The organism is Sporomusa sphaeroides DSM 2875, from assembly GCF_001941975.2.
Taxonomy (GTDB): Bacteria; Bacillota; Negativicutes; order Sporomusales; family Sporomusaceae; genus Sporomusa; species Sporomusa sphaeroides.
Genome location: NZ_CP146992.1, coordinates 1 through 23,347, shown reverse-complemented (window position 1 = coordinate 23,347; position 23,347 = coordinate 1). Strand labels below are relative to the sequence as shown.

40 protein-coding genes are annotated in these 23,347 nt (G+C 37.1%); 7 read left to right on the top strand and 33 right to left on the bottom strand.

What is annotated here, in order from left to right:
* Positions 1 to 145 precede the first annotated feature (145 nt).
* Complete coding sequence (locus SPSPH_RS23260) at positions 146 to 1,255, bottom strand: tyrosine-type recombinase/integrase (protein WP_075758177.1); 1,110 nt, start codon at positions 1,253 to 1,255, stop codon at positions 146 to 148.
* Between the two features lie 92 nt (positions 1,256 to 1,347).
* Here SPSPH_RS23260 and SPSPH_RS23255 point away from each other — a divergent pair, with 92 nt between their 5' ends.
* From SPSPH_RS23255 to SPSPH_RS23225, 7 genes are read left to right on the top strand one after another with little or no spacing between them, the layout of a single operon-like run.
* A complete protein-coding gene (locus SPSPH_RS23255; protein ID WP_075758176.1) occupies positions 1,348 to 1,701 on the top strand; it encodes a hypothetical protein in 354 nt (117 codons plus the stop codon).
* Between the two features lie 9 nt (positions 1,702 to 1,710).
* Positions 1,711 to 2,094, top strand: a complete 384-nt coding sequence (locus SPSPH_RS23250; RefSeq protein ID WP_075758175.1) for a hypothetical protein — start codon at positions 1,711 to 1,713, stop codon at positions 2,092 to 2,094.
* Positions 2,095 to 2,104: 10 nt separating this feature from the next.
* Positions 2,105 to 2,719: a prepilin peptidase gene (locus SPSPH_RS23245; RefSeq protein ID WP_075758174.1), complete on the top strand. Its 615-nt coding sequence runs from the start codon at positions 2,105 to 2,107 to the stop codon at positions 2,717 to 2,719.
* A 16-nt stretch (positions 2,720 to 2,735) separates the two neighbouring features.
* A complete protein-coding gene (locus tag SPSPH_RS23240; RefSeq protein ID WP_075758173.1) occupies positions 2,736 to 3,674 on the top strand; it encodes an HD-GYP domain-containing protein in 939 nt (312 codons plus the stop codon).
* Positions 3,643 to 4,365, top strand: coding sequence for a PP2C family protein-serine/threonine phosphatase (locus SPSPH_RS23235; RefSeq protein WP_075758172.1), 723 nt, complete (start codon positions 3,643 to 3,645; stop codon positions 4,363 to 4,365). The genes SPSPH_RS23240 and SPSPH_RS23235 overlap by 32 nt, the downstream gene beginning before the upstream one ends.
* Positions 4,358 to 4,690 carry an STAS domain-containing protein gene (locus tag SPSPH_RS23230; protein ID WP_075758171.1) on the top strand — a complete coding sequence of 111 codons (333 nt, stop codon included), beginning with the start codon at positions 4,358 to 4,360 and terminating at the stop codon, positions 4,688 to 4,690. The genes SPSPH_RS23235 and SPSPH_RS23230 overlap by 8 nt, the downstream gene beginning before the upstream one ends.
* Positions 4,683 to 5,162, top strand: coding sequence for an ATP-binding protein (locus tag SPSPH_RS23225; protein WP_075758170.1), 480 nt, complete (start codon positions 4,683 to 4,685; stop codon positions 5,160 to 5,162). Before SPSPH_RS23230 ends, SPSPH_RS23225 begins: the two co-directional genes overlap by 8 nt.
* Positions 5,163 to 5,540: 378 nt before the next feature.
* Here SPSPH_RS23225 and SPSPH_RS23220 read toward each other — a convergent pair whose 3' ends face one another.
* The 32 genes from SPSPH_RS23220 to SPSPH_RS23065 form a co-directional block, all read right to left on the bottom strand.
* The gene (locus SPSPH_RS23220) at positions 5,541 to 6,116 is read right to left on the bottom strand and encodes a site-specific integrase (protein WP_075758169.1); all 576 of its coding nucleotides are present in this window, start codon (positions 6,114 to 6,116) and stop codon (positions 5,541 to 5,543) included.
* Between the two features lie 220 nt (positions 6,117 to 6,336).
* Positions 6,337 to 7,005: a SprT-like domain-containing protein gene (locus tag SPSPH_RS23215; RefSeq protein WP_075758168.1), complete on the bottom strand. Its 669-nt coding sequence runs from the start codon at positions 7,003 to 7,005 to the stop codon at positions 6,337 to 6,339.
* A 57-nt stretch (positions 7,006 to 7,062) separates the two neighbouring features.
* Positions 7,063 to 7,533 carry a hypothetical protein gene (locus tag SPSPH_RS23210; RefSeq protein ID WP_075758167.1) on the bottom strand — a complete coding sequence of 157 codons (471 nt, stop codon included), beginning with the start codon at positions 7,531 to 7,533 and terminating at the stop codon, positions 7,063 to 7,065.
* Between the two features lie 683 nt (positions 7,534 to 8,216).
* Positions 8,217 to 8,798: a hypothetical protein gene (locus tag SPSPH_RS23205; protein WP_075758166.1), complete on the bottom strand. Its 582-nt coding sequence runs from the start codon at positions 8,796 to 8,798 to the stop codon at positions 8,217 to 8,219.
* Positions 8,799 to 8,887: 89 nt separating this feature from the next.
* On the bottom strand, positions 8,888 to 9,226 hold the full coding sequence (locus SPSPH_RS23200) for a hypothetical protein (protein ID WP_075758165.1): 339 nt from the start codon (positions 9,224 to 9,226) through the stop codon (positions 8,888 to 8,890).
* 165 nt (positions 9,227 to 9,391) lie between these two features.
* Positions 9,392 to 9,682 carry a hypothetical protein gene (locus SPSPH_RS23195; protein ID WP_075758164.1) on the bottom strand — a complete coding sequence of 97 codons (291 nt, stop codon included), beginning with the start codon at positions 9,680 to 9,682 and terminating at the stop codon, positions 9,392 to 9,394.
* A gap of 430 nt (positions 9,683 to 10,112) precedes the next feature.
* Positions 10,113 to 10,334 (bottom strand): hypothetical protein, encoded by a 222-nt coding sequence (locus SPSPH_RS23190; RefSeq protein WP_075758163.1) that lies wholly within the window; start codon positions 10,332 to 10,334, stop codon positions 10,113 to 10,115.
* A gap of 23 nt (positions 10,335 to 10,357) precedes the next feature.
* Positions 10,358 to 10,543 (bottom strand): hypothetical protein, encoded by a 186-nt coding sequence (locus tag SPSPH_RS23185; protein WP_075758162.1) that lies wholly within the window; start codon positions 10,541 to 10,543, stop codon positions 10,358 to 10,360.
* Positions 10,544 to 10,563: 20 nt separating this feature from the next.
* The gene (locus SPSPH_RS23180; RefSeq protein WP_075758161.1) at positions 10,564 to 10,830 is read right to left on the bottom strand and encodes a hypothetical protein; all 267 of its coding nucleotides are present in this window, start codon (positions 10,828 to 10,830) and stop codon (positions 10,564 to 10,566) included.
* A gap of 113 nt (positions 10,831 to 10,943) precedes the next feature.
* Positions 10,944 to 11,210: a hypothetical protein gene (locus tag SPSPH_RS23175; protein ID WP_075758160.1), complete on the bottom strand. Its 267-nt coding sequence runs from the start codon at positions 11,208 to 11,210 to the stop codon at positions 10,944 to 10,946.
* 392 nt (positions 11,211 to 11,602) lie between these two features.
* Positions 11,603 to 12,883 carry an IS110 family transposase gene (locus SPSPH_RS23170; protein ID WP_075758159.1) on the bottom strand — a complete coding sequence of 427 codons (1,281 nt, stop codon included), beginning with the start codon at positions 12,881 to 12,883 and terminating at the stop codon, positions 11,603 to 11,605.
* 275 nt (positions 12,884 to 13,158) lie between these two features.
* Entirely contained in the window at positions 13,159 to 13,671 is a 513-nt protein-coding gene (locus SPSPH_RS23650) for an acyltransferase (protein WP_083945762.1), read from the bottom strand.
* 94 nt (positions 13,672 to 13,765) lie between these two features.
* Positions 13,766 to 13,906 (bottom strand): hypothetical protein, encoded by a 141-nt coding sequence (locus SPSPH_RS23160; protein ID WP_158027123.1) that lies wholly within the window; start codon positions 13,904 to 13,906, stop codon positions 13,766 to 13,768.
* Positions 13,903 to 14,163 carry a hypothetical protein gene (locus SPSPH_RS23155; protein ID WP_143559051.1) on the bottom strand — a complete coding sequence of 87 codons (261 nt, stop codon included), beginning with the start codon at positions 14,161 to 14,163 and terminating at the stop codon, positions 13,903 to 13,905. Before SPSPH_RS23155 ends, SPSPH_RS23160 begins: the two co-directional genes overlap by 4 nt.
* A 279-nt stretch (positions 14,164 to 14,442) precedes the next feature.
* Positions 14,443 to 14,679, bottom strand: coding sequence for a hypothetical protein (locus SPSPH_RS23150; protein ID WP_075758156.1), 237 nt, complete (start codon positions 14,677 to 14,679; stop codon positions 14,443 to 14,445).
* Between the two features lie 72 nt (positions 14,680 to 14,751).
* Positions 14,752 to 14,994 carry a hypothetical protein gene (locus SPSPH_RS23145; protein WP_075758155.1) on the bottom strand — a complete coding sequence of 81 codons (243 nt, stop codon included), beginning with the start codon at positions 14,992 to 14,994 and terminating at the stop codon, positions 14,752 to 14,754.
* 35 nt (positions 14,995 to 15,029) lie between these two features.
* On the bottom strand, positions 15,030 to 15,272 hold the full coding sequence (locus SPSPH_RS23140) for a hypothetical protein (protein WP_075758154.1): 243 nt from the start codon (positions 15,270 to 15,272) through the stop codon (positions 15,030 to 15,032).
* Positions 15,273 to 15,335: 63 nt separating this feature from the next.
* Positions 15,336 to 15,698 (bottom strand): hypothetical protein, encoded by a 363-nt coding sequence (locus SPSPH_RS23135; RefSeq protein WP_075758153.1) that lies wholly within the window; start codon positions 15,696 to 15,698, stop codon positions 15,336 to 15,338.
* A 670-nt stretch (positions 15,699 to 16,368) separates the two neighbouring features.
* Positions 16,369 to 16,584 carry a hypothetical protein gene (locus SPSPH_RS23130; RefSeq protein ID WP_075758152.1) on the bottom strand — a complete coding sequence of 72 codons (216 nt, stop codon included), beginning with the start codon at positions 16,582 to 16,584 and terminating at the stop codon, positions 16,369 to 16,371.
* Positions 16,585 to 16,988: 404 nt separating this feature from the next.
* On the bottom strand, positions 16,989 to 17,507 hold the full coding sequence (locus SPSPH_RS23125; RefSeq protein WP_075758151.1) for a hypothetical protein: 519 nt from the start codon (positions 17,505 to 17,507) through the stop codon (positions 16,989 to 16,991).
* Between the two features lie 414 nt (positions 17,508 to 17,921).
* Entirely contained in the window at positions 17,922 to 18,263 is a 342-nt protein-coding gene (locus SPSPH_RS23120; protein ID WP_075758150.1) for a hypothetical protein, read from the bottom strand.
* 201 nt (positions 18,264 to 18,464) lie between these two features.
* Positions 18,465 to 18,845: a hypothetical protein gene (locus SPSPH_RS23115; RefSeq protein WP_075758149.1), complete on the bottom strand. Its 381-nt coding sequence runs from the start codon at positions 18,843 to 18,845 to the stop codon at positions 18,465 to 18,467.
* Positions 18,846 to 18,892: 47 nt separating this feature from the next.
* The gene (locus tag SPSPH_RS23110; protein WP_075758148.1) at positions 18,893 to 19,255 is read right to left on the bottom strand and encodes a DUF6573 family protein; all 363 of its coding nucleotides are present in this window, start codon (positions 19,253 to 19,255) and stop codon (positions 18,893 to 18,895) included.
* A gap of 186 nt (positions 19,256 to 19,441) precedes the next feature.
* Positions 19,442 to 19,642: a type II toxin-antitoxin system RelE/ParE family toxin gene (locus SPSPH_RS23105; protein ID WP_338738346.1), complete on the bottom strand. Its 201-nt coding sequence runs from the start codon at positions 19,640 to 19,642 to the stop codon at positions 19,442 to 19,444.
* A complete protein-coding gene (locus SPSPH_RS23100; RefSeq protein ID WP_181382957.1) occupies positions 19,606 to 19,776 on the bottom strand; it encodes a hypothetical protein in 171 nt (56 codons plus the stop codon). Before SPSPH_RS23100 ends, SPSPH_RS23105 begins: the two co-directional genes overlap by 37 nt.
* Positions 19,777 to 19,891: 115 nt before the next feature.
* Positions 19,892 to 20,152, bottom strand: coding sequence for a hypothetical protein (locus SPSPH_RS23095; protein ID WP_075758147.1), 261 nt, complete (start codon positions 20,150 to 20,152; stop codon positions 19,892 to 19,894).
* A gap of 26 nt (positions 20,153 to 20,178) precedes the next feature.
* A complete protein-coding gene (locus SPSPH_RS23090; RefSeq protein WP_075758146.1) occupies positions 20,179 to 20,370 on the bottom strand; it encodes a hypothetical protein in 192 nt (63 codons plus the stop codon).
* A gap of 18 nt (positions 20,371 to 20,388) precedes the next feature.
* On the bottom strand, positions 20,389 to 20,655 hold the full coding sequence (locus SPSPH_RS23085) for a hypothetical protein (RefSeq protein WP_075758145.1): 267 nt from the start codon (positions 20,653 to 20,655) through the stop codon (positions 20,389 to 20,391).
* A gap of 58 nt (positions 20,656 to 20,713) precedes the next feature.
* Positions 20,714 to 21,211: a DnaJ domain-containing protein gene (locus SPSPH_RS23080; RefSeq protein ID WP_075758144.1), complete on the bottom strand. Its 498-nt coding sequence runs from the start codon at positions 21,209 to 21,211 to the stop codon at positions 20,714 to 20,716.
* Between the two features lie 445 nt (positions 21,212 to 21,656).
* Positions 21,657 to 22,214, bottom strand: coding sequence for a lytic transglycosylase domain-containing protein (locus SPSPH_RS23075; RefSeq protein WP_158027122.1), 558 nt, complete (start codon positions 22,212 to 22,214; stop codon positions 21,657 to 21,659).
* A gap of 22 nt (positions 22,215 to 22,236) precedes the next feature.
* A complete protein-coding gene (locus SPSPH_RS23070; protein WP_075758142.1) occupies positions 22,237 to 22,575 on the bottom strand; it encodes a hypothetical protein in 339 nt (112 codons plus the stop codon).
* Positions 22,568 to 23,347 (bottom strand): ParA family protein, encoded by a 780-nt coding sequence (locus tag SPSPH_RS23065; protein WP_075758141.1) that lies wholly within the window; start codon positions 23,345 to 23,347, stop codon positions 22,568 to 22,570. The genes SPSPH_RS23070 and SPSPH_RS23065 overlap by 8 nt, the downstream gene beginning before the upstream one ends.

The following is a 23,347-nucleotide window of genomic DNA, read 5'->3' as shown; positions in this document are numbered from 1 at the left end:
CCGCCGCCACCAGACATAGAAACATATACCGTATTTATTCCGATGTCCGGCACTGTCCAACTGTGTGTCCCTACAGTGGTAAATAATATTTTACCTGCCCTATAAGTACCGTTTCCTTGGGCAGCTTATATAAAAAAAAGAAAGCTCAAAGCTTTCCTTTGCGAGATTTTTTTTCAATTGGATGATTTTGCTCATATAGCTTATGTACAGCTTTTCTCTGAGTTTCATTAACCGTGTGAGCATAAACTTCGAGTATTATTCGGGTATCTGACCAACCACCTAATCTTTGAACATCAGCTATAGAAATACCTGGTATTTGTAACATATTTGTTGTAAACGTATGTCGTGTACTATGTATTCGTAGACTATCAGAAAACCCAAGTTTTTTTATAACGTTTTTAAAGTTACGCAAAAAATAGTTTGGATTGTGTGGACTTCCATCTCTATTAGTAAAGACTAAATTATGCTCGTTACGCCACCCCGATATTTGAGATTCAAGGTCTTGTTTTTTCTTATGAGCTTTCAATAATTTTGTAAGGGAAGGATGTAAGGGAATGGATCGTACTGAATTTTTTGATTTAGGATAAAATTTAAGTACTGGAACGCCATTAACAATTACAAGTACCTGTGTAATGCGTATAAATGACCTTTCCAAATCCACGCAATCCCAAGATAAGCCTAAAATTTCACTTCTCCGGCAACCGGTGTAAAACAGCAGCTGATAGGCAACGTGGAATCTATGTTTAATTGTTTGCTTTAAAAAAACGGATTGTTGTTTTTTCGTAAAAAAAGCAATCTTAAGAGTTCGAACAGAGATTGATTCGGTTTCACGCACTGGATTTTTTTCTATATGCCCTTCCCGTACAGCTGCATCAAAAGCGGATTGCAATAAGGACCTGATTTTTTCCAAACACGATGTAGATAATGGCCCTCCATATTTATTAGAATTTTTGAGTTTACAGCGATTCCCTTCTCTACTTAGAGTATTAAAAAATTTTTGCAAGTCTGCAGCAGTTATCTTATGCAAAAGAATATCGCCAATACAAGGTATAATGTGTGAATTTATATATACCATTTGGACTTGCCTGGTTGTTATTGAATGCTTCGACTCTTTATATAGACTATACCAGTGAGTCACCCATTCGCCAACCGTCCAATAATATTTACCGGTATTTTGCTTATCCTTTCTCCCACGAAATAACCTTTTTGCTAATTTTTTTCCAATAACTCTCGTTGGTAATTTTTTTCTTCTCATATATCACTTCCTTGATAATTTAAGAAACATTTTGACAAAAAGCAAGATATACATCCCTAGATTATAATACATAACAAAATGGAGGTAAAGCAGTGAAATCTAAAGGTAATACAGCTTTAATTGTGCTTATCTGTATTCTAGTGATTATATCTATCAGTACGGTTACATTTATAAGCCCTGCCGATCATCACAGAGTAAAAAATAACATTTATATGGATCAGCTTAAATTGGAGGCATATGCTATTGATCTTGCTTTAAATCGCTGGTACAAAAGTCAAGGCAAAGAATATCCTGATAATCTTACTAAATTATATGACGTTAATTATATTCCAAAATCAATTGATATTAATAATTTTATTTATTCAGTCAATATGGATGATACATATAATCTCTTAATTAAAACTCCAAGTAATGGGACTATAAAATCTGCTGGCAGCAAACAATAGGAGGAACTTATGTTAAAAACTAAATCTATTGGGGGCATTTTAACAACAGACACTATTATTAATGTCGTAGCATTAATACTCATTAGTTCACTAATATTAGCTGGTGTTCTCAGTTATCATAAATCAATGAAAATTGCTGAATCAACTTATCGTATAAATACATTAGGAACTGCACATACGGCTTATTATTTAGAAAATAATTCTTTTGCTACTAATGATCAGATTGTCAGTGAAGGTTTTTTCACTGACTTCAAGATGTGGAATGGTTCGCAGTTCTTGGACTCCTGGAATAATGCTATCGTGATAACAGTTGCGAATAATAAAATGATTATTGAACTTAGTGCAAGTAGTCAACAAAAAGCAGGGAAAAACTATCAGTATATAATTCAATAATGAGGGTATTATGATCATATTCTATCTGTCAGCTATATTTCTGTGTATATTAACCGGAACGACGATATTAATCAGTAGCATTACTTGGTTAGTAATTTATAACTACGTTGGTTTTGGCCCAGAATTTATATTGTATGCAAGTTTTACAATTTTCACCATTATGATTATGATAATTGATTACCTTACACAGTATGTCTATCATTGGATGATTTTTGTAAACCTTTTAATTTCATTACTCTGTCAATTTTTTATGGGAAAATTGTTAGTTATTTTGTATGACTTATTTTTAACTATATCTTTCTGCTTCATATTTATAGTATTAGCTGTGATTTGTCAAAAAATAAAAGACAAAAGTTTTAATTATCGTAACCTATTTATAGAAGTTTTCGGCTTCGGTGATGTTTTATATATTCTCTTAATGTCATCCGTTTTAGGTGTATATGACACAATATCAGTACTTTTTTGTGCTAGTATTTTAGCTTTTATAATTAATGGGATAGGCAATACTCCTACTTCTCCTTTTCCATTCTGTCATTTTTTGGGGATAGCTATTCCTATAAACTTCTTTATTCCTGGAGGTTTTCTAAGTCTTTATGTTAATATGCTTGATTATTTATTTATGTAATTGAGGTGAAAATGTGATGGATAGTTTACGCTATTTTAACGTTACTACTGGTGATCCCTTAGTAAATAAGGCTATTACTAACCAGCTGAATGATATTATCGAAAATACTGGATCAATTGGAGTTAGTCTTAACTTTATTTCAGATTATTTTGCAGAGTACGAAATTGGAATTATTAATGCAAGTCCTTATCTAAGTTTTAAATTATCAGATAATGCAAGAGATATAGGTACGCTTAAAGTGTTTTTTTCAGACATTAACCTTAACGACTATTTATATATAGCAGATAAAACAATGAAAATTAGTAAGCTTATAAAAAATCTAGTATCACTTAAATATTTAAAATCTAGTCGAAATGAGTTAATTAGCTTTATGCTAACCAATCTTATCATTATAGACTCACTAACCTATCTGCACTTAAAACAAGTTCAAAAATATGCAGTTTATTTGGGTAAAGTTGTTGGATTATCTAGTGAACAATTAAATGCTTTAAGTATTTCCGCTTTACTACATGACATCGGCAAATTGGCGATTCCTGATTCAATTTTAAAAAAGAAAACACATTTAACAGAAAGTGAATTTCAGATTATGAAAAATCATCCTTATTTTGGATTTGAATATTTGATATCTTTTCCTGATTTTATTCAAGATGCTTATATAGCCTTTTATCATCATGAAAGGTGGGATGGTTTCGGCTATCCATATGGTTTAAGCGGCAATAATATCCCTTTGGAAGCCCGGATTTTAGCTATAGCAGATGCCTATGATGCTATGATAGGCTTCAGGCATTACAAAAAGCCTTTTAATATATCTGAGGCATTGGATGAATTAAAAAAACAAGCAGGAAAACAGTTTGATCCTAATTTGATCACCGTATTTACGGAAAGCATAAGAAAGACAGATTATTTGCAAGGGAGTCGAGAAAATGCAATCAAAGGCAGTAATCCCGCTATTTAAACCAAAACGTTCAAGTATTGAAATACTTAAAGAATTAGAGGATGCTTACAACAGACAAGTTTCCTTATTACCGCAGCCCTTCGAAAATGAAAGGGTTAAAATTGAAACTTTATTTTATCCATTACAAGAGATCAGCGGTGACTTCTATGATACCTGGTATGATCAAGAGAATGATGCACTGCATGGTTATGTAATTGATGCAACAGGCCATGATATTTGTTCCGCATTGCAGGTTTTTTCTTTGCGTGAACTTTTTAGATGCAGTTTTGATGTATCTGAAAATCTTGGCAAAAGAATGGAGTGGATTAATAGAAAACTATGGGATGATCGTAATGATCCGGTTCATGCAGCCGCTCTTATGTTTAGCTTAAAATCAGATGGAGTACTTTGTTATACAGCTGCAGGCATTAGTCCGGTTTATGTCCATCTAAATGGACAATCACGATATATTGATATGCCGGGTTATCTACTTGGCATGATACCTTCCGCGGATTATGCAGAATCATGTTTAAGGTTTAAAAAGGGGGATTGGATAATGTTTATGACAGATGGATTTTCCGACAGACTATCAAAGAGCCTACTACCGCCTCAAAAAACAATTTCAGCCATGAAAAGGATCGGCCATGATCCTCTGAGAAGGGATGATGCATCAGCATTAATAGTTACAATTAAGGAGGATACTAATGTTTAATTTTATAAAATCAGAAGATGATAAAGCGGTTAAGGTGACAGTTTACGGCGAAATTGAAGGAAGTAAACGAAGAACGTTTAATGATGAATTTGGTAAATTATTGAATGATAATATCATTCACTTTCAATTTGACATGAGTCAAGTAACATATATTGATTCTACCGGTATTGGGATTTTTCTTGATCTGCGCAAAAAAGCCCTTAATAGGGGAGGGAGCGTATATGTTTACAATATGCCCGATCACATACAAATGTTATTTCGCGTGACGCATTTGGAAAAGCTTTTTTGTATTAAACCTAATCTGGGAGGTATTGAACGTGCATAAAAACATTAATATATACACCATACAATGTAACGGTATTAATGGTTATTTAGATAACTTACCGATTGTTGAACAATTTCTCAAGGTACATGCAAAAGAATTTTCTGTTGCTTTTATACTAGCGTTGCATGAAGCTGTATCTAATGCTCTTAATTATGGCAATGGAGGCTATAATAATGCTAAAGTAAAAGTTTCCTTAAAACGTAAAGGGAAAAAAATGTACGCACGAATTGTCAGCAATAATAATGGTTTTGACGTAATTGATCAGATTAATAAAGTAAATCAGCGATTGGTACTCAACGAATGGGACATTGAAAATATAAGAGGTCGGGGACTACCAATTATGGCCAGCGTATGCTCTGCAGTATGGTTTAATAACTCTGGAAATCAAGTACTGTTAGTTTTAAATATCAGTGATAGTAATGAAATAGGATGCGAACTCAAATCAACATTGCAACGAAATTGCATGCAATAATAATAAAGAAGCAATAAAATCGTAAATGTATACATTTTTTCTTGTATAAAGTTCTAAATTGGGTATAATAAAAGTATAATCCAATAGCAAATGCCCCTGCGGTAACAAGGGCATTTGTAAACTGAGAGAAGTTCCCTAATTAGGTGTATGTTTGTTCGCTAAGGTCAGTAGTGCATATGCAACCTTAAGCGCCCACAACAACACCTCTAAGATGAGTTGGAGCATAGGGACACCTCCTTTCAGTTGTCTTGGGCAGAGCTGGTATCTCTGCCCTTACATATTATATCACAATCGCCCTTATTAAAAGGGCGATTTTTGTTTCACTTTTTCTTCTTAGCAGAAGCGGCCGCACCTTGAGTAAGCGCCAGATATTGCAAGCTATAAATTAAGGTCCAAATAAACTTGATCAAGATCATCCTGAGTTATTCCAATGTATCTAAGTGTTATTGAAGACGCAGAATGATTAAAAAGTTTTTGTATTACTTCAATTGTTATCCCCTTCTTAAATGCATGATAGCCAAAGGTTTTTCGCAAAGTATGAGTGCCAATTTTTTCCCTAATCCCAACAGCTCGGGCAGCATTATTAATAATTTTATAGGCTTGATCCCGTTGCAATGCCCTTATACCCTTATTTTTCTTTCTTGAGATAAATAAAGGTTCATCAATTTGATAAGTTCTAGTTTTTAAATATTCTAAAATTGCTTTTTGGGCAATATCGGCTATAGGAAAGTTTTTAGTTTTATTCGTCTTTCTTTCTCTGATCGTAATTCTTTCGCGAATTTTTCCAGTATTATTTAATACATCAGAAATTTTAAGAAACAGTAAATCACTAATACGCAATCCTGAATTAATGCCAAGAGTAAAAAGGCAATAGTCTCGAATATTAGTAGATAATAAAATTTTTTTCATATTATCAATTTTTCTTTTATCACGAATAGGTTGTACAAACTCCATGTTAACCTCCAAATAATATATCATACATAATGATATTATAACACAAAATATAAATGATTTAAAAAATAAAAAATAAATTAGTTTAAATAAGAAAACCCCTAAAGCTTATATAAGATAAGGCTTCAGGGGTTTTCCATGAATCATACAAAATATTTCTTTGTATGATTCATGGAAGGTGTGTTAAAATATTAATTTATGTATAGTACGATACATAAATTAATTATTCAATAGGCTCTAAATAACTTTCACAACTTTTACAATAAACTTTTATGTTGGGTTTCCCCCATACATTGAGAGTGCAGCCAGGACAAGAATATTTTATTTTGCTCTTTATCTTAGGTGGCTTTGGATCACTCCCGTCCTCGTCGTTACTAACAACACTATCAAACTCATTTGATATCCATGGTAATGTTAAATCTTTTGGCAGATCAACGAAAGCCTTTTCGAACTTACCGCCTTTAATTACATAATCAGACATTTTTTGCCCTACTTTTTTACCTCCCTCTTGTCCAGTACTACTTGGCATTAAGCCAATGTTCTCCATCTTATTAGCCCATTCTTTGTTGTGATATCCACTTCTGGACGGCTTACCAAATACCATTTGCCATAAATGAGCTTGTTCATGAACAAGAGTCTGGCAAACTTCAATAAATTCAACACTTGCTATATATGTAGGATTAATACTTATCTCATGAGTTTTATTTTTGCCCTGCAACGATATCCAACGATTTGGTGCAAAAAAGCCAGCGACATTTGCCTTTCGTGAGAAATTTAATATTATACATGGTAATTTACTATTAAAAAGTTGCTGATTAAAATAGTTATATAATTCCTGATATTTAGTATATTGCTCATGAGTTGGCTCTTTTTTCTGTATCGTACTATACATATTTAATCCCCTTCTTTACTCTGTATTTTAAAATAGTTCGGGGGAATGCCCCCTGAACTATTCTTCAATAATAACCTTGGGATATTTTTGCTTAAAAACTGCTGCGGATTCGCTCTTTAGTCGATTATATTCTTCCGTAGTTTCCTTTTTGTATATTTCACCTTTGGGGCCTAAGATAGTTCCATCACTTTTGATATAAGTAAAAGCTGTGGACGAATCAATTATGAGTTTTCCATCTTTTAGTGTTGCGCTAATTGGAGTGGCCGAGACTGTTTTCCAGGCAGCCCTTTTCCCCATTTGACCTAATGTTTTACCTGTATCTTTATATTCTTCTATACTTAAATTAAGAATATAGTTTTCTCCGTTTTTTCTGATTTCTAATTTCCGTAATATTTTCGCACCATCCCAGTTACTTGCAACACTTGTAATCCATTTACCCTCGTACTCATTACCTTGCCCACAACCGGTCAGAATACCTATTAAAATCAGAGATATAAGTAATACCAGATATTTTTTCAATATAATCATTCCTCTCCCTCATTTGTACAAATCAGTGCTGCTGATCATCCGCGCCTGGCGCTCATGTCCGAAACTAGTACCATTTTAACTATAATTTCTAGCGGTTGCGGCCCGGTTCCTCGATGCCGGTACCGACCCGGACCAGGACAGGTGTTGCAGCTGCCGCGCCCTGGCGCCGGTACCTTTTTGACACTGACGCCGATCCGCGCCGTTGGCTCTAGTACCGGGACTCCGGTTGCAGCTGCAACCATTTTGACTATTCATATTTTTAACTTTGCTTCATAATAATCAGCGCAATGTTTCTTGTTTTCTTTCACGTGTTTTTCACATCGCACGTTATTAGGGATAGCGATGGCTCCACACCTTACACATAGTCCGTTTGCCGCCCTATACTCGTATCGTTTTTTTTGCTGTAGTCGATAATACTCAGCCTGATGTTCTTTGCAAACCCTACAGTATTTCCATTTTAATTTTATACCACAGACGGCGCATGTAGCATATGTAATATTATCATGCATGAAAACAGCTCCCTATATAGATATTATAATTGACAAAATTTATATTCTATTATAATATTATACATCATACATTAAATGTATTGAAACCATTATTTTGCTGTTTGAGTATACCCCATACACAAGGTGTAGATAAAGTAGACTGCTAATTTTGCGGTCTACTTTTTTAGTTCCTCCTTATTTGACACCTTTTAGCCGGAAAACTTCTTTAGCAATTTCTTCAATGTTTAAAAATGACTCTTGGCCAGGAATAAGATTGTACGCACTCTGTTCATATGTTAGGTCTACACAACGGAAGATATATGATTTACCACCACCAGAAAGAACCGCTGATACAGATGCTTGTGTACCCCAAAAATCGCCATTATCACAAACAACTAAAAAATGATTACTTTGCATTTCCTTTCTAATTTCCTTAACCAAGAGTAACAATTCGGGCGAAATAATAGGTGCAGCAACTACCTCTGTTATTTTTATTTTTCCAGATCCTACAACTGTACGACCAGGATACAACCCTCTTTTTGGTGCGTATACTTCGTTGTACTTGACCAGTTCCCAAGTTTTTTCTTGCAAATTATATTCAAATTTCAAACCGTCATTGTGTTCAACATTGCTAATTTTATATAAAATATCCTGAACTGCTCCTGTTCTTGCACGTTCCATGCTATGTATGGCGTAGTCAACCCCATTAAATTCTATACCTCCAAAAATGCAAGATGATTCGAACTTGCGCTCTGTTTGCACTAATTTTATTTCCATTTCACATTTCCTTTCACCTGTCAGCCGGTCCTGACTGCGGTCATTTTATTATTTAATATTCTCCACTTAAATGTCGATACCATTTCAAATTATCTTTTCTGAGCTAGGATCGTAGCAACACCGACAAAAACCTGAACAGTTAACAATAGTTTTTTATATTTGATACCATATTGATTAATAATGGTATCCGTTCCTTGATAGCAATAGTGATTTGTTTTATCTTCAATTACCTGACCATGCCAAAACCAATAAGGGTATTCTTTGCGCCAATCTTCAATTTTAGAATAAAGAATATTAATTGCATCCTTTGCTTCTAATTTATTCGCGGCTATATCAAGTAGTAGATTTAAAGCTCCTTGTGGTAATTTGACACTTTTTTCAATAAAAGGATTTTCAAGAGCATCTTTAACTAATTCATCCGGAGTCATCGATCAAATTCTCCTTTCGGGCCGATACTTGCGCTTCCCTGCTTATATGACAACTTTTACTTGATTTAATCATAACATAAATCAAGTTGATTGTCAATTGATATTATTCAATATTTATTTAAAAACGGGGGTTTCAGGGGGTCTCCCCCTGGGGCTAGAACTCTTTTAAAAAAAAGCAGCCAACACACCTTTAGGGCAGCAAGTATCCATCTGATACAATATGTACCTTTCCATGCCCAATTGATTACCTTTGTCCAATAAAAACGGCGAGCAGAAAGCCTGGCTAAAAGCCACTAAACCCGCTGGACGTCTGAATAAATCAAATACCGACATAAGAACCATCGTAGATATTTTATCATGTTTAATACCTGCAGCTGCGTTGGCCAATGCTACATTTATCATATTTTTTCCGGAATGATCTGGTTGCCGGTTGCTAGATATATCGGTTTTATCCATTCATCCACGTTATTACTCCCAATTCGCCTTCCAGCCTTACCATTAGGTCTAGCGTTCGGGTAAACGCCAAATCATTACTTATAATTCTATTGTGCTTGACAAAAATGGAATTCAGTAGTATTATTTTGTCATACATTAGATGTATTGAAATTGTTATTTTGCTATTAACTTGAAGGTGTAACCTATACACAGGGTGTATTTGTTTTACAAATGATAAGCCTAAGACAAAAACATATAAACAAAGCTTACTCTTAGCCATTTTGGTTGGGGAGTGAGCTTTTTTACTTTAAGTAAATCAGTACTGTGATACTGATTGATAAATATATCATTACTGGCCTGTCCATGGCGTTGATCCGTGCCGATAGCTCTTGTGCCGGGCACCAGTGAGCGGCAGTGCCCTGCCGCTCATGACTGGTACCCATTTTGCACGCTATTCGGACGAATAAAAAAAGCCTATTAACTTACTGCCATCAGATGTTTTAATCGTAATCGTAAAACTTTCTTTAGCTTTAATGCTGTAGTAAACCATAGGCAACGCTGAATCGCCATTTTCCTTACCTTCTATATCCAAGCCTTCCGGTTCTACATCGCGGCCTATAGCGGTACATTTAAGTTCCAGTCCTTTTACAAGGCTAAAAGATATTTGATACATTTTATCCCTCCTAACCAGTTTGACTATTCTACAGGACGCGAATCTAAACACACGCTTAAGTCGCTTTTCGTACCATTAAGCACGTCCATAATACGCTTTTTATCAATCTCATTACACTTATTAGCATAAACCCCGGCATAGGCTCGTACAGCCTCGGTATTACCCTTAATCCCATACTCAATAATTTTAATAATCTCTGTTGGTATCATCAAAATTCCTCCACCAGTTATTATATAAAACCCTTAATTTGTAACCACCAATAAGTACCTGCTGATGCCATTACAAAAGCAATGAAACAGAGAGCAATATCGGCCTTACTACTTCTACGGTGCTTTATATTGCCACCTATAATTAAAAGGCAATTGTAAAGCAAAACAACTATTACGACATTGCTCATTGCATCTTGCATTGATTCGTTGAAAGCAAATTGATAATACAAATAGATGGTAATTCCAGCCATACCTAGAAGACTGATTTTCTTTGAGATATTCTCCACTGAAACCCTCCCTACTCATTTTGTCTGACTGCACACTGCTTCCTCGTGCTGGTGGTTGCGGCCATGACCGAGACCATCGACTGCAACTGCAGCCGATTTGACTACATTAAAAATCAAGAAAGCTCAGATAAAATTGTCATAATTTCAGCATCTTCTTCAATAATTTTTAATTCGTCCTTAAAATGCTTTTTGAGACTAATTATTATGCTATAAGCTACTGAATCTAAATATGAGTATGCTTGTTTATCCCAGTTCTCTTGATTACATGTGTTAATTAAACCTTTTTGTAAAAGTAAGCCAATAATTTCATCTTTATTATTTTGAAGTATCCCTTCTTTGATTAAATTCATTAACTCATCATAATCAATTTGAAGATTCATATTGTTACCTCCTTCAATAATCTTAAAGAATCTCTTTAATTCTCAGTTTTACATAGCATTTCACATATTTAAGACTCGTCTTTATGGGATATGAAGAATTGGGGAACCGAAAAAGATAAAAAAGGGGATAACCTCTACAGCCTGAGTACTATCAGGTTAAAAAAGCAGATTATTGCGGCCTATTTGGAATCCACATAACCTGCGGTGGCTACCCTCCTATGTCTCACGGGGTCTTAGCATAATGCCAGCCCTAAATTCCCTCGTTCTGCCTATCCGCATGGTGGATGTTTGGTTTGCTCCTCGACGGGGTCTATGCCCTAATGGAAAAATTAGCAACTATCCCGGCTCGTCTTGTCAATGTGCTATTCTCGTTACAGTAGAATCTTCTCGTTTTAGACTGCTAGTAGTTCTGCTTTTTTCATATCGCAAAGCAGCTTTTCGGCTTCATACCCAATTCCCTTCGTTAGTACAGCATAGATAACTCGGATCAGTTTACAGCACAGCAATATTAGCGATTGTATCTTCTTCAACGGGTTATTTTTACGAGTTGTATAGTAACCATGTATAGTTCGAAATTCAGCATTTTTAGCTACTAATGGCAGCATGGCTCGAAACAGTATGGCGCGCAGTCGCTTTCGCCCTCTTTTGCTAATGGTCATCTTACCTCTGTGCTTGCCCGAGCTGTTTTCCTTGAGGTTTAGCCCTGCAAACTTTTGTATCTGCTTCGGATGGGAGAATCGGCTGATATCGCCAACTTCAGCAAGAAAACCTGCTATGGTTACCAAGCCTAGACCTTTGATCTTTAGTAACTTATCAACGCTTGGTATTTGCTCAACCAGCTTTTCTACCAATTCCATGACCGTTTCATATTGCTTGCTCTTTCTGGCATAATCCTCAAGGAGAATACTAAGTTCCATAGTTGCAGCCATGTGTCCATCGCTTATTCCTGTGCTGCTTTGCGCCGCTTCTACAAGGTTTTGGGCACGTTTTTTGCCGACTGCACGAATCTTATCTTGCTTCCATCGTGCCACTATTCCTTCGACACCTTTTTCAATGATCTGCGCCGGTGTTGGGATCTCATGCAATATGACTTGCGCTGCCACGCCTTCCCAGTCAGCGAATACTCGTAAAAACTCTGGAAAGTAGATTCTCAGCCATCGGTTAATTTGATTTTTGATTCCGTTGAGGCTCTTCACTATCTGCCAGCGCGTATTCATCGCTGTTCGCAGCTCAGCATATACCCCTTCGGGGATATACGGTTCCATGTATCGGCCATCCTTGACTAACAATGCTATCGTTTTGGGGTCTTTCCGGTCATTCTTGGTTGGATTATTGTCGTCCAGTTCCTTACTCCGTTTCACTGCAAACGGGTTCACCAGCACAATCTTCATGCGATGACCCTTACTATATTGAGCAAGGTTAAACCAATAGTGCCCAGTAGGTTCCAGTCCAACGATGACTCCCTCTTTACCAGCCTTTAATCGGATTGCTTCAGCCCATTTCGTAAAGGCTTTAAATCCTTCTAAGTCATTGGTAAAGTGGAATACCTTGGCTTGTTCAAGTCCGCGATTATCGAACGCACGGGCGTAATGTATTTCACTGGCCACATCTATTCCGACAATCAGTACTGCTTCTGATACTTGCAAAATTCTTTGATTTTGGTTACACTTCATCTTAGGTACCTCCACTGTTAGTTTTGATTATTTCGGGGTAAGCTCTGCAGAAGCCTTACACCCTGTATTCTAACAGGAGGTACTTTTTTGTTCAAAACTCTTTTTTGTTCGTTACAGGAATGCTCCTGTTATGTTATTATGTGCCCTGGCTCCGACGATCCGCGCCGGTGGCTCTGGTGCTGGTACCGGTCCAGTAGGCTACAGGGAATATGGTCTAACCGTTTTACCATGTACCTGTAAACATAGAGGACACTGAACATTTGTTACCTTCTTTTTCATGAAGTAACCTCCCGACCATTTAAAGGCAAATCTTTTATTTTTTTTGCCGGAACTCCTGCATAAAGACTATTTGGCTCACAATCTTTATTTACTAATGAGCCTGCCGCTATAACAGTTCCTTCCCCAATTGTTACACCGGCCAAAACGGTTACTCTTGCTCCTATCCAACAACCATTGCCTATTCTTATCGGAAGTCCATAAGCTTTACCAGCTCTACAATAAGTACGATTTGTTATTGGGTGGGTAGCCCCGGCAAGTAGAACTTCTTGGGCAAGAAAGCAATGCTCCCCAATTTCAATGTGATCTTCATTATCGAAGATGCAACGATAATTAATATAAGTATGTTTCCCAATGCTAATCCTATTGCTAGTAATAATGCATTCTGGACTAATCCTTTTTGTCTTTATATTGCAACCGCAAAGTCGATAAAGTAAATATCGGCCTCGACGGCCAAGCAATGGCGATGCGGCTATAAAATTTAAAATAAATTCAATTATGCGTTTTAACATTAGTAAAATTCCTCCAATATCATCTTTAGCATCTGCATTGGCCAGTGCTACCTTTTATCATGTTTTTCCAGAATACCTGGTTACCGGCTGCCCCCTAGGTTCTCCTTGCGGCAGCTCCCGGCATTTTGACTACTGAATTAAATTGAGCAAAAGAACTGCCCTGCCCATGGAGCTGATCCGCGCCGGTGGCTCTAGTGCCGATACCCTTAACCAGTTTGACTACAAGTCCTATCATTCCGCTATCATCCATTCTTGGTCGCCGTCATTAACATAAAATCTAACTGTCCCACAGTCTCTACATACCGAAGCATGAACAGGAGCATAATGTACATCTTTCTCATAGTTTTCTTTACGTGAAAAAAAACTAGTACTTTTAACAGTTTCATACCACCATAAAAAGCAACTATTTAAGCTTGAACCTCCGCTAGCATTTTTTACATCTTTTACGATTCTTTCTGACCCACAAACATGGCATTTGTTTATTTCAATCACGGACTTTCGCTCCCTCCCATTTTGACATCATGCCCGGTATATTACAATAGGTTAATATCGCAGTTATTGCTCCGCCTAAAAAAGCAATTGTAAATTGAAATTGTGCTACATGATTGTAAAGTAACCATGCTAAGTAAGATAAAAGTATATTCATTAGTACTATTATGAAATATCTCATATCCGCTTTCTTTCCTCCAATTCAATGACCGGCAGCGCCTGGTCCCTCAATGCCAGTACCGGTCCGCGCAGGTACCGTCGCTGCAGCTGCAGCCATTTTGACTACCTATAATTTGAAAGACTAACTCCTGTTCCTTTAGGCCATTCACCACAATCTATGCCTGTCACTACAGCGACACTATGACCATTATAAAAAATTGAGACAAGAAACATTTCATCAGCTGTTACGATAATGCCTGCAGTTGAATTGTGGACTTCTAATCCGGTAGGCGATTCACCGGTAATGGTTGAAAATTCATAATCTGCATTTTTATCTAAACTGATTATTGCTTTGTACATTATTTATCCCTTCCTTTTCCAGTTTGATCGGCAGCACCCTGGCGCTCATGGCCGGGACCGCAACCAAATTGACTACGCCTTGACACTTGCTTTTGCCTTATTAATGGCACTTATTAGGTTATCTACGGTTTGATTCTCGCACGATGATATCCAAAGTAAAGATCTTATTTCCTTATCAGTTAATTCCACATCCCCAAGACTTCCAATTAATTTTTGGGCATTACGTTTTATTGATTCTATAAATTTGGGGCCGGGATCACGCCAAGTCTGTGCGTATTCTTCAGCCAGTTTATCAATTTCCTGATGGCTTAACATCTAAACCCCTCCATTTCCATTTTGACACCGATAGTTTAATCTAATGTAACACTTACATCAAAGAATACATACGCCGGGTTATAGACCACTATATGGAACGGTGGCAGACCTCTTTGTACGGTCACTATGTAGGAATTTGAATCTTTGCCTTTAGTAATGCGTATAACGTTTACCTTATCACCATTCGGTAATTCAGTATCCTTTTCTAGTTCAAACACAATACCAGTTGAGGTTTGTAAGTGTTCAATTTCATATTCTTCGTCGGTATTTCCAAGCATTATTTATTCCTCCTTATGCGTTACGGCGCTCATGTCCGAGACCGGCACCATTTTGACTATACTTTAGGCTTCCTCTAGTTTGCCAAATTCTGATATATACGCATCTTCACTTTCTCCTAAAAGAAAGTTTTTCGTATCTTCAATACTCATAGGAGTTATTTGCTCTTCTTTATTTTTAACATATGATGTCAATAAAAAATAATTATCTTTTTCCGTCTTATATAATTCCTTTTTACTAATTCTCTTAATTAAGGTATAGCCGTCCATGGGAGTAAGGGCAGCCTTTCCTACATAAAACATGGTATTATATCCAGAAAAGAAACTAGCGATTAAGACTTTCCACTTAGGAGGTAACTCGTAGATTTTTTTATAAATAATTTCAGCTGTATTAGTATCATATAATTTCTGATTAATAACTTTACGCATTAAATTCATCTCCTAGCATTGTTTGATCGTCTACGCCCTGGTCCCTCGATGCCGGTGTCGGACCGTGCCAGGGTCCCGGTCATGAGCGGCAACGCAAGATATATATCAGGATCTTCTTGCGGCAGCTGCTCGGCGCTTTGGTATATGTATCACGTCCGGATCTTCGGCCGGCAGCGCCTGGCTGGTACATATACCACTATATCCCGGCATCATGCTGCTGATCCGCGCCGGTAGCTCTGGTGCCGGTACCGCTGGACAGCTGCAGCAACCATTTTGACTATTACCTGAAGAAGATATTGCCGAAGGATTCATGAAAACAATAAACAAAATATATAAGGCATATTGTGATAAACCAATAAAACATATTATCCATAGTACTACGTTTTATATAAATCCCTCCGATCCCATTTTGACTACTTTAAGGTTGATTTGCCAGCGAATATGCTTAGGCATTTTTATAACCTCCCAAACTCATTTTGACGGCTGCGCCCTGGCTCCTCGATGCCGGTGCCGACTCGCACCGGGTGTCGCGGCCATGGCCGGGACCATGTTTGTAGCCAAGCACGTCCATTACGCTTTGTAAAGCCTTATAAATCAGGGATTCTTAATGGCCTAATTCCGGAAGCAACCAGGTAGGCTAGTCCATTTTGACAACCTCTGCCGCGTAGCTTTATTTGCCTCTACGAATCGGAACAAATGCAAGGATGCACAATAATAATCCAATGCTTAAATATGAAATTAATGCAAAAGAATCCAACATCGGTAAATTATTCATCAATAAGCTATTGATTTTATATATATAATTATCTACCCCAATGTAAAGTAAGCCGATAATAGAAGCTAATATATAAGAACCTAATAATACTTGAGCTAATGCATTTGTCATCCTTAATCCTCCCAAACCAATTTTTCCATTTTGACATTACCTAAAAAAGATATTGCCGAATGATCCATGAAAACAATAAGCAAAAAATATAAGCCATATTGTGATGAACCAATAAAACATATTATCCATAGTACTACGTTTTATAGAAATCACTCCTTTGCGTTGGCAATCCTATTTTTGGCTTCATCCTGGCCCCTCGATGCCGGTACTGGCACCAGTGGCTGGCCACTATAAGCAATAAGCTTTAAGCTAATTGCTTATATTATTTTGCCCTGGCGCTCATGCCGAGACCCCAGCTTCTGATTCTGGGTAAAAGCCATTTTGACTACTCTAACTTTCTAGGTTTTATGCGATTCTAAGAGTTTTTACTATAGTCAATTCAATCTATTTGACTCCCCCCACAACTAATATTCACAGTCTTTAATAATTCGGTCTATAATTTTGTGGTTATCCTTGATAAAAACAAGTAATTCTTTGTTATCATTTCCCCACATATTCATAATGGCATAAATCGCAGGTTCTTCATAATTAACTGTGTACTTTTCCAAGCATTCTTTCCAGTATTGTAATCGCTTTTTACCGACTAGCCTTTCAGTTAAAAACTCATCTGGATATAAAAAACCAACTTGATCCGTAAGTATAGACATTGCAATCGCGGCAACGGGAGCGGATAAAAATCCATCCATACTTGCATCAATTATTTGCTTTGCATATTCAGCAGCTTTAACTTTACCTATGTTCCAAATCTCACGGACTAGACCATAATGCATTTTGTTATCCGTATCTTCATCAAATAGGTTTAATAATAATTTGGTAGCTATTGTTTTTGTAGTGCTTACAAAATAATTATTTTCATCATTTTGCCAAACTCGATAGTCCAAATTGGTCGACATGTGCCACGCAGTTATTTTTTTAGGTTTCAAGATCAACAACTCCATTGTAATTTATTGCTTATATTATAACATATATCGTGTAAAATATATATATTTTTTTAACAAAAAAATTGTTACATTTGTCTCTTTATAAAGGTAAACCTATAGATTTACCTTTATAAAGAGACTTTTGCTGAATAACTTAAATTAAAACGGTTTATGTTTAGGTTTACATTTAAATCGCTATGAATCCACCCATTTAAAAAACGGGGGGGTTCAGGGGGTCTCCTCTGGGGCTAGAACTCTTTTAAAAAAAAGCAGCCAACTCCATGCCCAATTGATTACCTTTGTCCAATAAAAACGGCGAGCAAAAAGCCTAGCTAAAAGCCACTAAACCCGCTGGACGTCCGAATAAACCGAACATAATTAATTTGCAAAAAAAACGCACCCCAAAGGATGCGATTACTAATGTGTATCAGAAACTTTCTCAAATGAACTATTTAACAATCTATCCTTAATGACATTTTTTTCTAACATAATAGCTTCCTTGGCAGCATCCATAATTTTTTCTCTAGCTTGTAACATTTGTCTATGAACATCTTCCACAACCTCATATTGCTTGCATTTCCTAGCTTTTGCCAGTTCTTTAATAAGTTCTGTTTCAACTTTCTTAAATGCCGAAATGACTTGCTTATCTATAACATGCTCGGCTTCCGATAAACGATAGTAAAAATTTTTACGTTCGATTACCGAAACGCGTCCAGCCCCCTCGCGACTACCTCCCCAATTTTTTTCCTCATCGCGCACAACAAACACCTCACTAAAGTAAATTCCATCTTAAATTATAGTCTAAGTTACCGGTCATTAGCAATGTGATAACCGCATTGTATTATTTACAAACCATTCTGCATATCTCTTGCTACTTTACATTTTTTACCTTTGAACTTTTTACAGGTCGTTTGTTGCGCGAAATTCTCCTGATTTTAAACAAATTTATTCTATTGGCTGTTAGTTGGCGAGTATATTTGCACTGTGCCAACCGGCTAACCAACTTTTGATTATCGGAAGCCCTTCGCCTACCTTGTTGCCCCGAAGGAGTTCCAAAAGGTCTTTATCAAGTACCGGAATTGCCTTTTTACCATCCCCGAAAGCTATTACACCAAAATTGAAAGCCCGGCATTTTTTAGACTGTTGTTCTTCCTTTCTATAACTAGCTGACATGCATCCATAATCAAAATATATACCATTTGGCAACAAAGGCTCGGTATTCTCAATTTCAATGCATTTATTGTAAGCTTCACTTTCTATCATTTTTTCTGCCGGATATTCGTACAAAATGTACTCACCCCCATTAGCAGGCCAATATATGATTTGAATTACAAAATTCATTACCATTTCACATCCTTTTTATCAACCAAATGCTAGCTCAACTGATTTTAATCTTCCTGTTGAAGCATGATCGTAATAACTGGCTCCCTTCTATCCCCCAGAAAAATCAGCAACTTTAAATCAACTTGTTCTATAACTGTACCCATAAGAAAATCAATTCCAAAAAACATTGAATCATCTTTCGAATATTTTGCATATTGAGCAGCCACATATAAAACGTCCCATAACCTTTCCTGCTCTGATTGTCCGTTCATTGTCGAATGTGGAATAATATAATTGTTCCACAGTGCCTGAGTAACCGCTACCGGGAATTTAAAACCAGCTTCCCTAGCAGTTTTAGTTACATCAACAAGTACACCGTCTTGTATGGCATCCTCTCTACCATAAAACGAAGCCACAGTTTCCCACATTAATATCCATCCCCCCTTCTACTGATATCCTGCAATCTTTATCTTGATTTAATTATAATATAAATCAACTTGATTGTCAATAGGTATTATTCAAAAAAATAAAGCAAGTTAAGTATTCTTTTACTTAACTTGCTTATCTCAAGTATAAAAAAACCGGCTAATTAAAGCCGGTTAATGTTTATCCTGCTATTTATAAATGTCTCCACGCGGCCCAAAACCCACAGCATAAATTGTCACTATACTATCATCAACCCGATAAATTAGCCGATAATCATTAATACGATACCTATAATATCCCTGTAACTCCCCACTGAGCGGCTTTATTCTAATACCATGGTAAGGGTCTGCACTTAAAACTTCAAACGCTTTGTTAACCGCTTTTTGGATGTGATACGGTGTCTTGTCAATGTCTTTTTTGCATCCTTTGGTAATGTAAACTCTGTACTTCCCGGTTTCCACTCTATAACCTCACCCCTGGCGATCTCTTCTTCCGCTTGTTTAATACGCTCTATCAGACGCATATAAAAACCTCCCTTGCTACCTGATATATAAATACAGTATAACATAATTACCAGCTTATACACCAGAGTAGTCTTACCATAGTCAGCCGGGAACCGGTCCCGGCTGACTTAACACCTAAAGAATTTCCCACTTTTTTGTTTTTACATTATAATACTCTATCATAGTGCAACCAGCATTTGGCATCCCGAAGCTATCAAGAGGTGCAAAACTGCTATCAGAACTAGAAAGACCATAATAATAAATTTCTCCATCATCGTCCAACATCCGGAATCGATACGGCAGCGCCCTTCCATCATAATCTTGAGAAGAAAACCCTACAGCTGACCGCTCGCCCATACTGGTATCAAAAATCTTATCCTTCGTTATCTTCCACATTGCTAATCTCTCCCCTCGAAATTCTGCTATTTTCGAATTGCCGCAAATGCCATTCGGTTATCTCCAATATTTTTACCTAGAATTTCATATTCAGGGTCTTTAGCATAATGCGTTGGCTCCTTGTATCCCTCCTGAAAAGCTTTGCAAGGATCTTCGTAAACCTCGGTAATTACAACAGTGCAAAATCTTGGAGTATAAACGGTATCGCCTTTTTTCATTTTTTTAATTTCGCCCCTTTACTTTACAAATCTATCGACACATTCTCTAAATAGGATACCTGTCACATTTTCCAGCATTAAATAATTATTAGGGTCTGCTGAACAGGAATATATTCGGCTTGCCATTTCCTTTATAGCATCGATTAGTTCCTCATGGCTATTGATTTCTCTTTCTGCAACCATCAACATGCTTGAATACGCTTCATTGTTCATCCGTGTACAAAAATTGTTTTTAATACAGGCGTTCCTTACAGCATCCATATTCAATCTTTCTACAAATTCCATCTTTGCCGCCTCCTTATATCGCCGGGATAAGGCTCCCGGCTGGCCTTATGAGTTTAACCTACGCTGTCCCCCTCCTAGGCAGCTGCCCCTCTTTTTCCTTTTCCTTTTTGATGACTGTCTTTATGGCTTCTGAACCGTACATATTGCGTATGTAATCCATATCGGTTATGCCGGTGCTGTATCTTACCTTTCCTTCCTCTGGCCGCCAGTACCACATTTTTTTCTTGCTTGCCCAAAAGAAACCGGCTTCCTTCAAAGCTTCTTTATGTCCTTTAGTGTTACCGCTTACCCATATCCACAGGCCGCAGATTTCAATTTCCAGGCCGTCCAAGTTGATAATTTTATCAATCATTTCGCGGAAACCGTCATTCATATTGAATTTTGCTTTGCCGGTGGCTTCATCAGTCACATTCAGCTTTTTAAAAAGCTGCTCATACTCGGCATTTACAGCCTTCATTATCTCAGTATCGCCGCCACGGTCTGGATGATGTTTAAAGGCTAATTTTCGATAAGCCTTTTTTAATTCGTCGATAGTGTGAATATCTTGAAAGTACATATATTAACCTCCTGCAATCTTTATCTTGATTTAATTATACTATAAATCAATTTGATTGTCAATAGACGTTAATCAAGTTTAAGTGTCAACAACAAACAAAGTTATTCAGCAGAAATTTGCCGAATAACTTAATTTATAATGGTTTAGATTTAGGTTTAGGTTTAAGTTTACATTTATGTCAAAGGAATTCACTTTTAAAAAGCGGGGGTTTCAGGGGGTATCCCCCTGGGGCCAAAACTCTTTTAAAAAAAAGCAGCCAACACACCTTTAGGGCGACAAGCAGCCATCTGATACACCCATACCTTTCCGTGCTAAATTGATTACCTTTGTCCAATAAAAACGGCGAGCAGAAAGCCTGGCTAAAAGCCACTAACCCCGCTGGACGTCCGAATAACCGAAATAAAAAAAACTAGGCATTACACCTAGTTCTAATAAACTCCCTTTGTTATATTCCGTTATACTCTAAAACTAACCGTTCTAATACCACCCTGACTCGCTCAACGTGATTTATCGTTTCTCTGTAAGGTGGTAAGCCGCGATAGTCCTTTATCGCCTGCGGCCCAGCGTTATAAGCTGCAATCGCATAAGTAGTACGCATATCTCCATACTGCCTAAAAGTGTCCAATTGCTGCGCCAAATACATAATTCCACCCTCAATATTTTGCATCGGATCGTCAATATTCGTTATCCCTAACATTTTTGCCGTACCCGGCATAAGCTGTGCAACACCACGCGCACCGGTCTTAGATATAGATTCCATCGTATAATTGCTTTCAATATGAAAATTCGCGGCAGCTAACAAGGGACTTACCTGCCATTTTTGACAAAAATATATAATCGCCCTGGCCGACCAATCTGCCCAAACAGCTCCATGTTGTGGGTTCGCCCGTAGCACATCATTATAAATTACAACATAGTAACGGTAAACTTCTGAATCTTCTTGTTCATTCTCATCTGCGAAGCAGATACTCCCCCAACAAAACAAGCAAACTAAACAAATCATCAATACCCTGCTCACCATAAACTTACCCTCCGTAATCGGGTAACTCAATTCCATATTCTTTTAAAATACGGATTAATGCTTCATTTACCAGTTTTGTCTTAAAGCCTTTTCCGGCGCCCTCTGCCAAATCATCAATATTCTTAATCACATCATTTCGCAATAATAAAGATGCGTTTTTATGCGTATCCGAAAACTTCAATGGTTTACTAAGTTTAGGGACCGGATTTTTCTCTGTCTGTAAATTCTTCGGTTGAGAATTATCGTCAGCTGCACCGCGGTTTACGATAGCTTTCACAGCTGCGTTTGTATTTTGCGGTAATCCTTCCAAAGACTTATTTAAAGATTCCCTTAGTTTACTCACGTTCCAAAACCTCCTTAACAAGTGGTATAAATTGCTTTAACGCGGCATGCAATTCATGGTTTTTTGTTTCATCAAAACCCAACATGTACAAACGGCCTATCGCTGCACCGCGTTTTATTATCGTCTTAAAAAGCAAATTATCATAATCCATTTCCAACCGCAATAAAACAGTCTGTGCGTCAGTGCGCCTAGCGTCCAGCATGGTAGCTAAAACGCCGCATAATCTCAAATCTGGATTAACACTTTCCTTAACTTCCTTTACGATTTCAAAAAAATTAATTAAGCCGGTCATAGATGGCTTAGAAGTCTCAGTGCACCCAATAATATGCGTTGCTGCAGTCAAAGCATTAATCAATTCATCATTCAAAGCAGGCGGCGTATCAATCAGAATATAATCATATTCCTCCTGAACAGGTGCCAAAGCTCTTTTAAGTGCTTCCTGCGGCCTCACGTTTCTGGGCAAATTACCCTTTTTATAAAGCCAGTCCTGCAGCTGCGCAAGCGAGTTATTAGCAGGCAATAAGTCGAGACCTTCAGTTACATTGTGAACATACGGTTTTACATTGCCTGCCTGGATTGCTTCAAACACCGTCATACCAGCAAAATCTTTACTTGATTTCAAAGTAAGCATTTCGGCCAAATGTCCCTGACTATCTACTTCAGTAGCTAACACACGATATCCCCGCAGAGATAATAAATAAGATAAAGCTGCCGTTGTAGTAGTTTTAGCAACACCACCTTTGCGATTTCCAAAAGTATATACTTTAGCCAT

What these genes read in the sequence shown, in the direction of transcription:
- SPSPH_RS23115 (WP_075758149.1), bottom strand. Translation starts at nt 18,845, where the DNA reads ATGAATTTTGTAATTCAAATCATATATTGGCCTGCTAATGGGGGTGAG.
- SPSPH_RS23215 (WP_075758168.1), bottom strand. Translation starts at nt 7,005, where the DNA reads ATGTATAGTACGATACAGAAAAAAGAGCCAACTCATGAGCAATATACT.
- SPSPH_RS23195 (WP_075758164.1), bottom strand. Translation starts at nt 9,682, where the DNA reads ATGGATAAAACCGATATATCTAGCAACCGGCAACCAGATCATTCCGGA.
- SPSPH_RS23065 (WP_075758141.1), bottom strand. Translation starts at nt 23,347, where the DNA reads ATGGCTAAAGTATATACTTTTGGAAATCGCAAAGGTGGTGTTGCTAAA.
- SPSPH_RS23245 (WP_075758174.1), top strand. Translation starts at nt 2,105, where the DNA reads ATGATCATATTCTATCTGTCAGCTATATTTCTGTGTATATTAACCGGA.
- SPSPH_RS23110 (WP_075758148.1), bottom strand. Translation starts at nt 19,255, where the DNA reads ATGTGGGAAACTGTGGCTTCGTTTTATGGTAGAGAGGATGCCATACAA.
- SPSPH_RS23175 (WP_075758160.1), bottom strand. Translation starts at nt 11,210, where the DNA reads ATGAATCTTCAAATTGATTATGATGAGTTAATGAATTTAATCAAAGAA.
- SPSPH_RS23100 (WP_181382957.1), bottom strand. Translation starts at nt 19,776, where the DNA reads ATGCGTCTGATAGAGCGTATTAAACAAGCGGAAGAAGAGATCGCCAGG.
- SPSPH_RS23205 (WP_075758166.1), bottom strand. Translation starts at nt 8,798, where the DNA reads ATGGAAATAAAATTAGTGCAAACAGAGCGCAAGTTCGAATCATCTTGC.
- SPSPH_RS23095 (WP_075758147.1), bottom strand. Translation starts at nt 20,152, where the DNA reads ATGTGGAAGATAACGAAGGATAAGATTTTTGATACCAGTATGGGCGAG.
- SPSPH_RS23250 (WP_075758175.1), top strand. Translation starts at nt 1,711, where the DNA reads ATGTTAAAAACTAAATCTATTGGGGGCATTTTAACAACAGACACTATT.
- SPSPH_RS23130 (WP_075758152.1), bottom strand. Translation starts at nt 16,584, where the DNA reads ATGACAAATGCATTAGCTCAAGTATTATTAGGTTCTTATATATTAGCT.
- SPSPH_RS23160 (WP_158027123.1), bottom strand. Translation starts at nt 13,906, where the DNA reads ATGATAGGACTTGTAGTCAAACTGGTTAAGGGTATCGGCACTAGAGCC.
- SPSPH_RS23085 (WP_075758145.1), bottom strand. Translation starts at nt 20,655, where the DNA reads ATGGAATTTGTAGAAAGATTGAATATGGATGCTGTAAGGAACGCCTGT.
- SPSPH_RS23135 (WP_075758153.1), bottom strand. Translation starts at nt 15,698, where the DNA reads ATGCGTAAAGTTATTAATCAGAAATTATATGATACTAATACAGCTGAA.
- SPSPH_RS23170 (WP_075758159.1), bottom strand. Translation starts at nt 12,883, where the DNA reads ATGAAGTGTAACCAAAATCAAAGAATTTTGCAAGTATCAGAAGCAGTA.
- SPSPH_RS23080 (WP_075758144.1), bottom strand. Translation starts at nt 21,211, where the DNA reads ATGTACTTTCAAGATATTCACACTATCGACGAATTAAAAAAGGCTTAT.
- SPSPH_RS23190 (WP_075758163.1), bottom strand. Translation starts at nt 10,334, where the DNA reads ATGTATCAAATATCTTTTAGCCTTGTAAAAGGACTGGAACTTAAATGT.
- SPSPH_RS23140 (WP_075758154.1), bottom strand. Translation starts at nt 15,272, where the DNA reads ATGCTTGGAAATACCGACGAAGAATATGAAATTGAACACTTACAAACC.
- SPSPH_RS23240 (WP_075758173.1), top strand. Translation starts at nt 2,736, where the DNA reads ATGGATAGTTTACGCTATTTTAACGTTACTACTGGTGATCCCTTAGTA.
- SPSPH_RS23210 (WP_075758167.1), bottom strand. Translation starts at nt 7,533, where the DNA reads ATGATTATATTGAAAAAATATCTGGTATTACTTATATCTCTGATTTTA.
- SPSPH_RS23145 (WP_075758155.1), bottom strand. Translation starts at nt 14,994, where the DNA reads ATGTTAAGCCATCAGGAAATTGATAAACTGGCTGAAGAATACGCACAG.
- SPSPH_RS23185 (WP_075758162.1), bottom strand. Translation starts at nt 10,543, where the DNA reads ATGATACCAACAGAGATTATTAAAATTATTGAGTATGGGATTAAGGGT.
- SPSPH_RS23150 (WP_075758156.1), bottom strand. Translation starts at nt 14,679, where the DNA reads ATGTACAAAGCAATAATCAGTTTAGATAAAAATGCAGATTATGAATTT.
- SPSPH_RS23200 (WP_075758165.1), bottom strand. Translation starts at nt 9,226, where the DNA reads ATGACTCCGGATGAATTAGTTAAAGATGCTCTTGAAAATCCTTTTATT.
- SPSPH_RS23235 (WP_075758172.1), top strand. Translation starts at nt 3,643, where the DNA reads ATGCAATCAAAGGCAGTAATCCCGCTATTTAAACCAAAACGTTCAAGT.
- SPSPH_RS23650 (WP_083945762.1), bottom strand. Translation starts at nt 13,671, where the DNA reads ATGTTAAAACGCATAATTGAATTTATTTTAAATTTTATAGCCGCATCG.
- SPSPH_RS23220 (WP_075758169.1), bottom strand. Translation starts at nt 6,116, where the DNA reads ATGGAGTTTGTACAACCTATTCGTGATAAAAGAAAAATTGATAATATG.
- SPSPH_RS23230 (WP_075758171.1), top strand. Translation starts at nt 4,358, where the DNA reads ATGTTTAATTTTATAAAATCAGAAGATGATAAAGCGGTTAAGGTGACA.
- SPSPH_RS23090 (WP_075758146.1), bottom strand. Translation starts at nt 20,370, where the DNA reads ATGAAAAAAGGCGATACCGTTTATACTCCAAGATTTTGCACTGTTGTA.
- SPSPH_RS23260 (WP_075758177.1), bottom strand. Translation starts at nt 1,255, where the DNA reads ATGAGAAGAAAAAAATTACCAACGAGAGTTATTGGAAAAAAATTAGCA.
- SPSPH_RS23075 (WP_158027122.1), bottom strand. Translation starts at nt 22,214, where the DNA reads ATGATTTGTTTAGTTTGCTTGTTTTGTTGGGGGAGTATCTGCTTCGCA.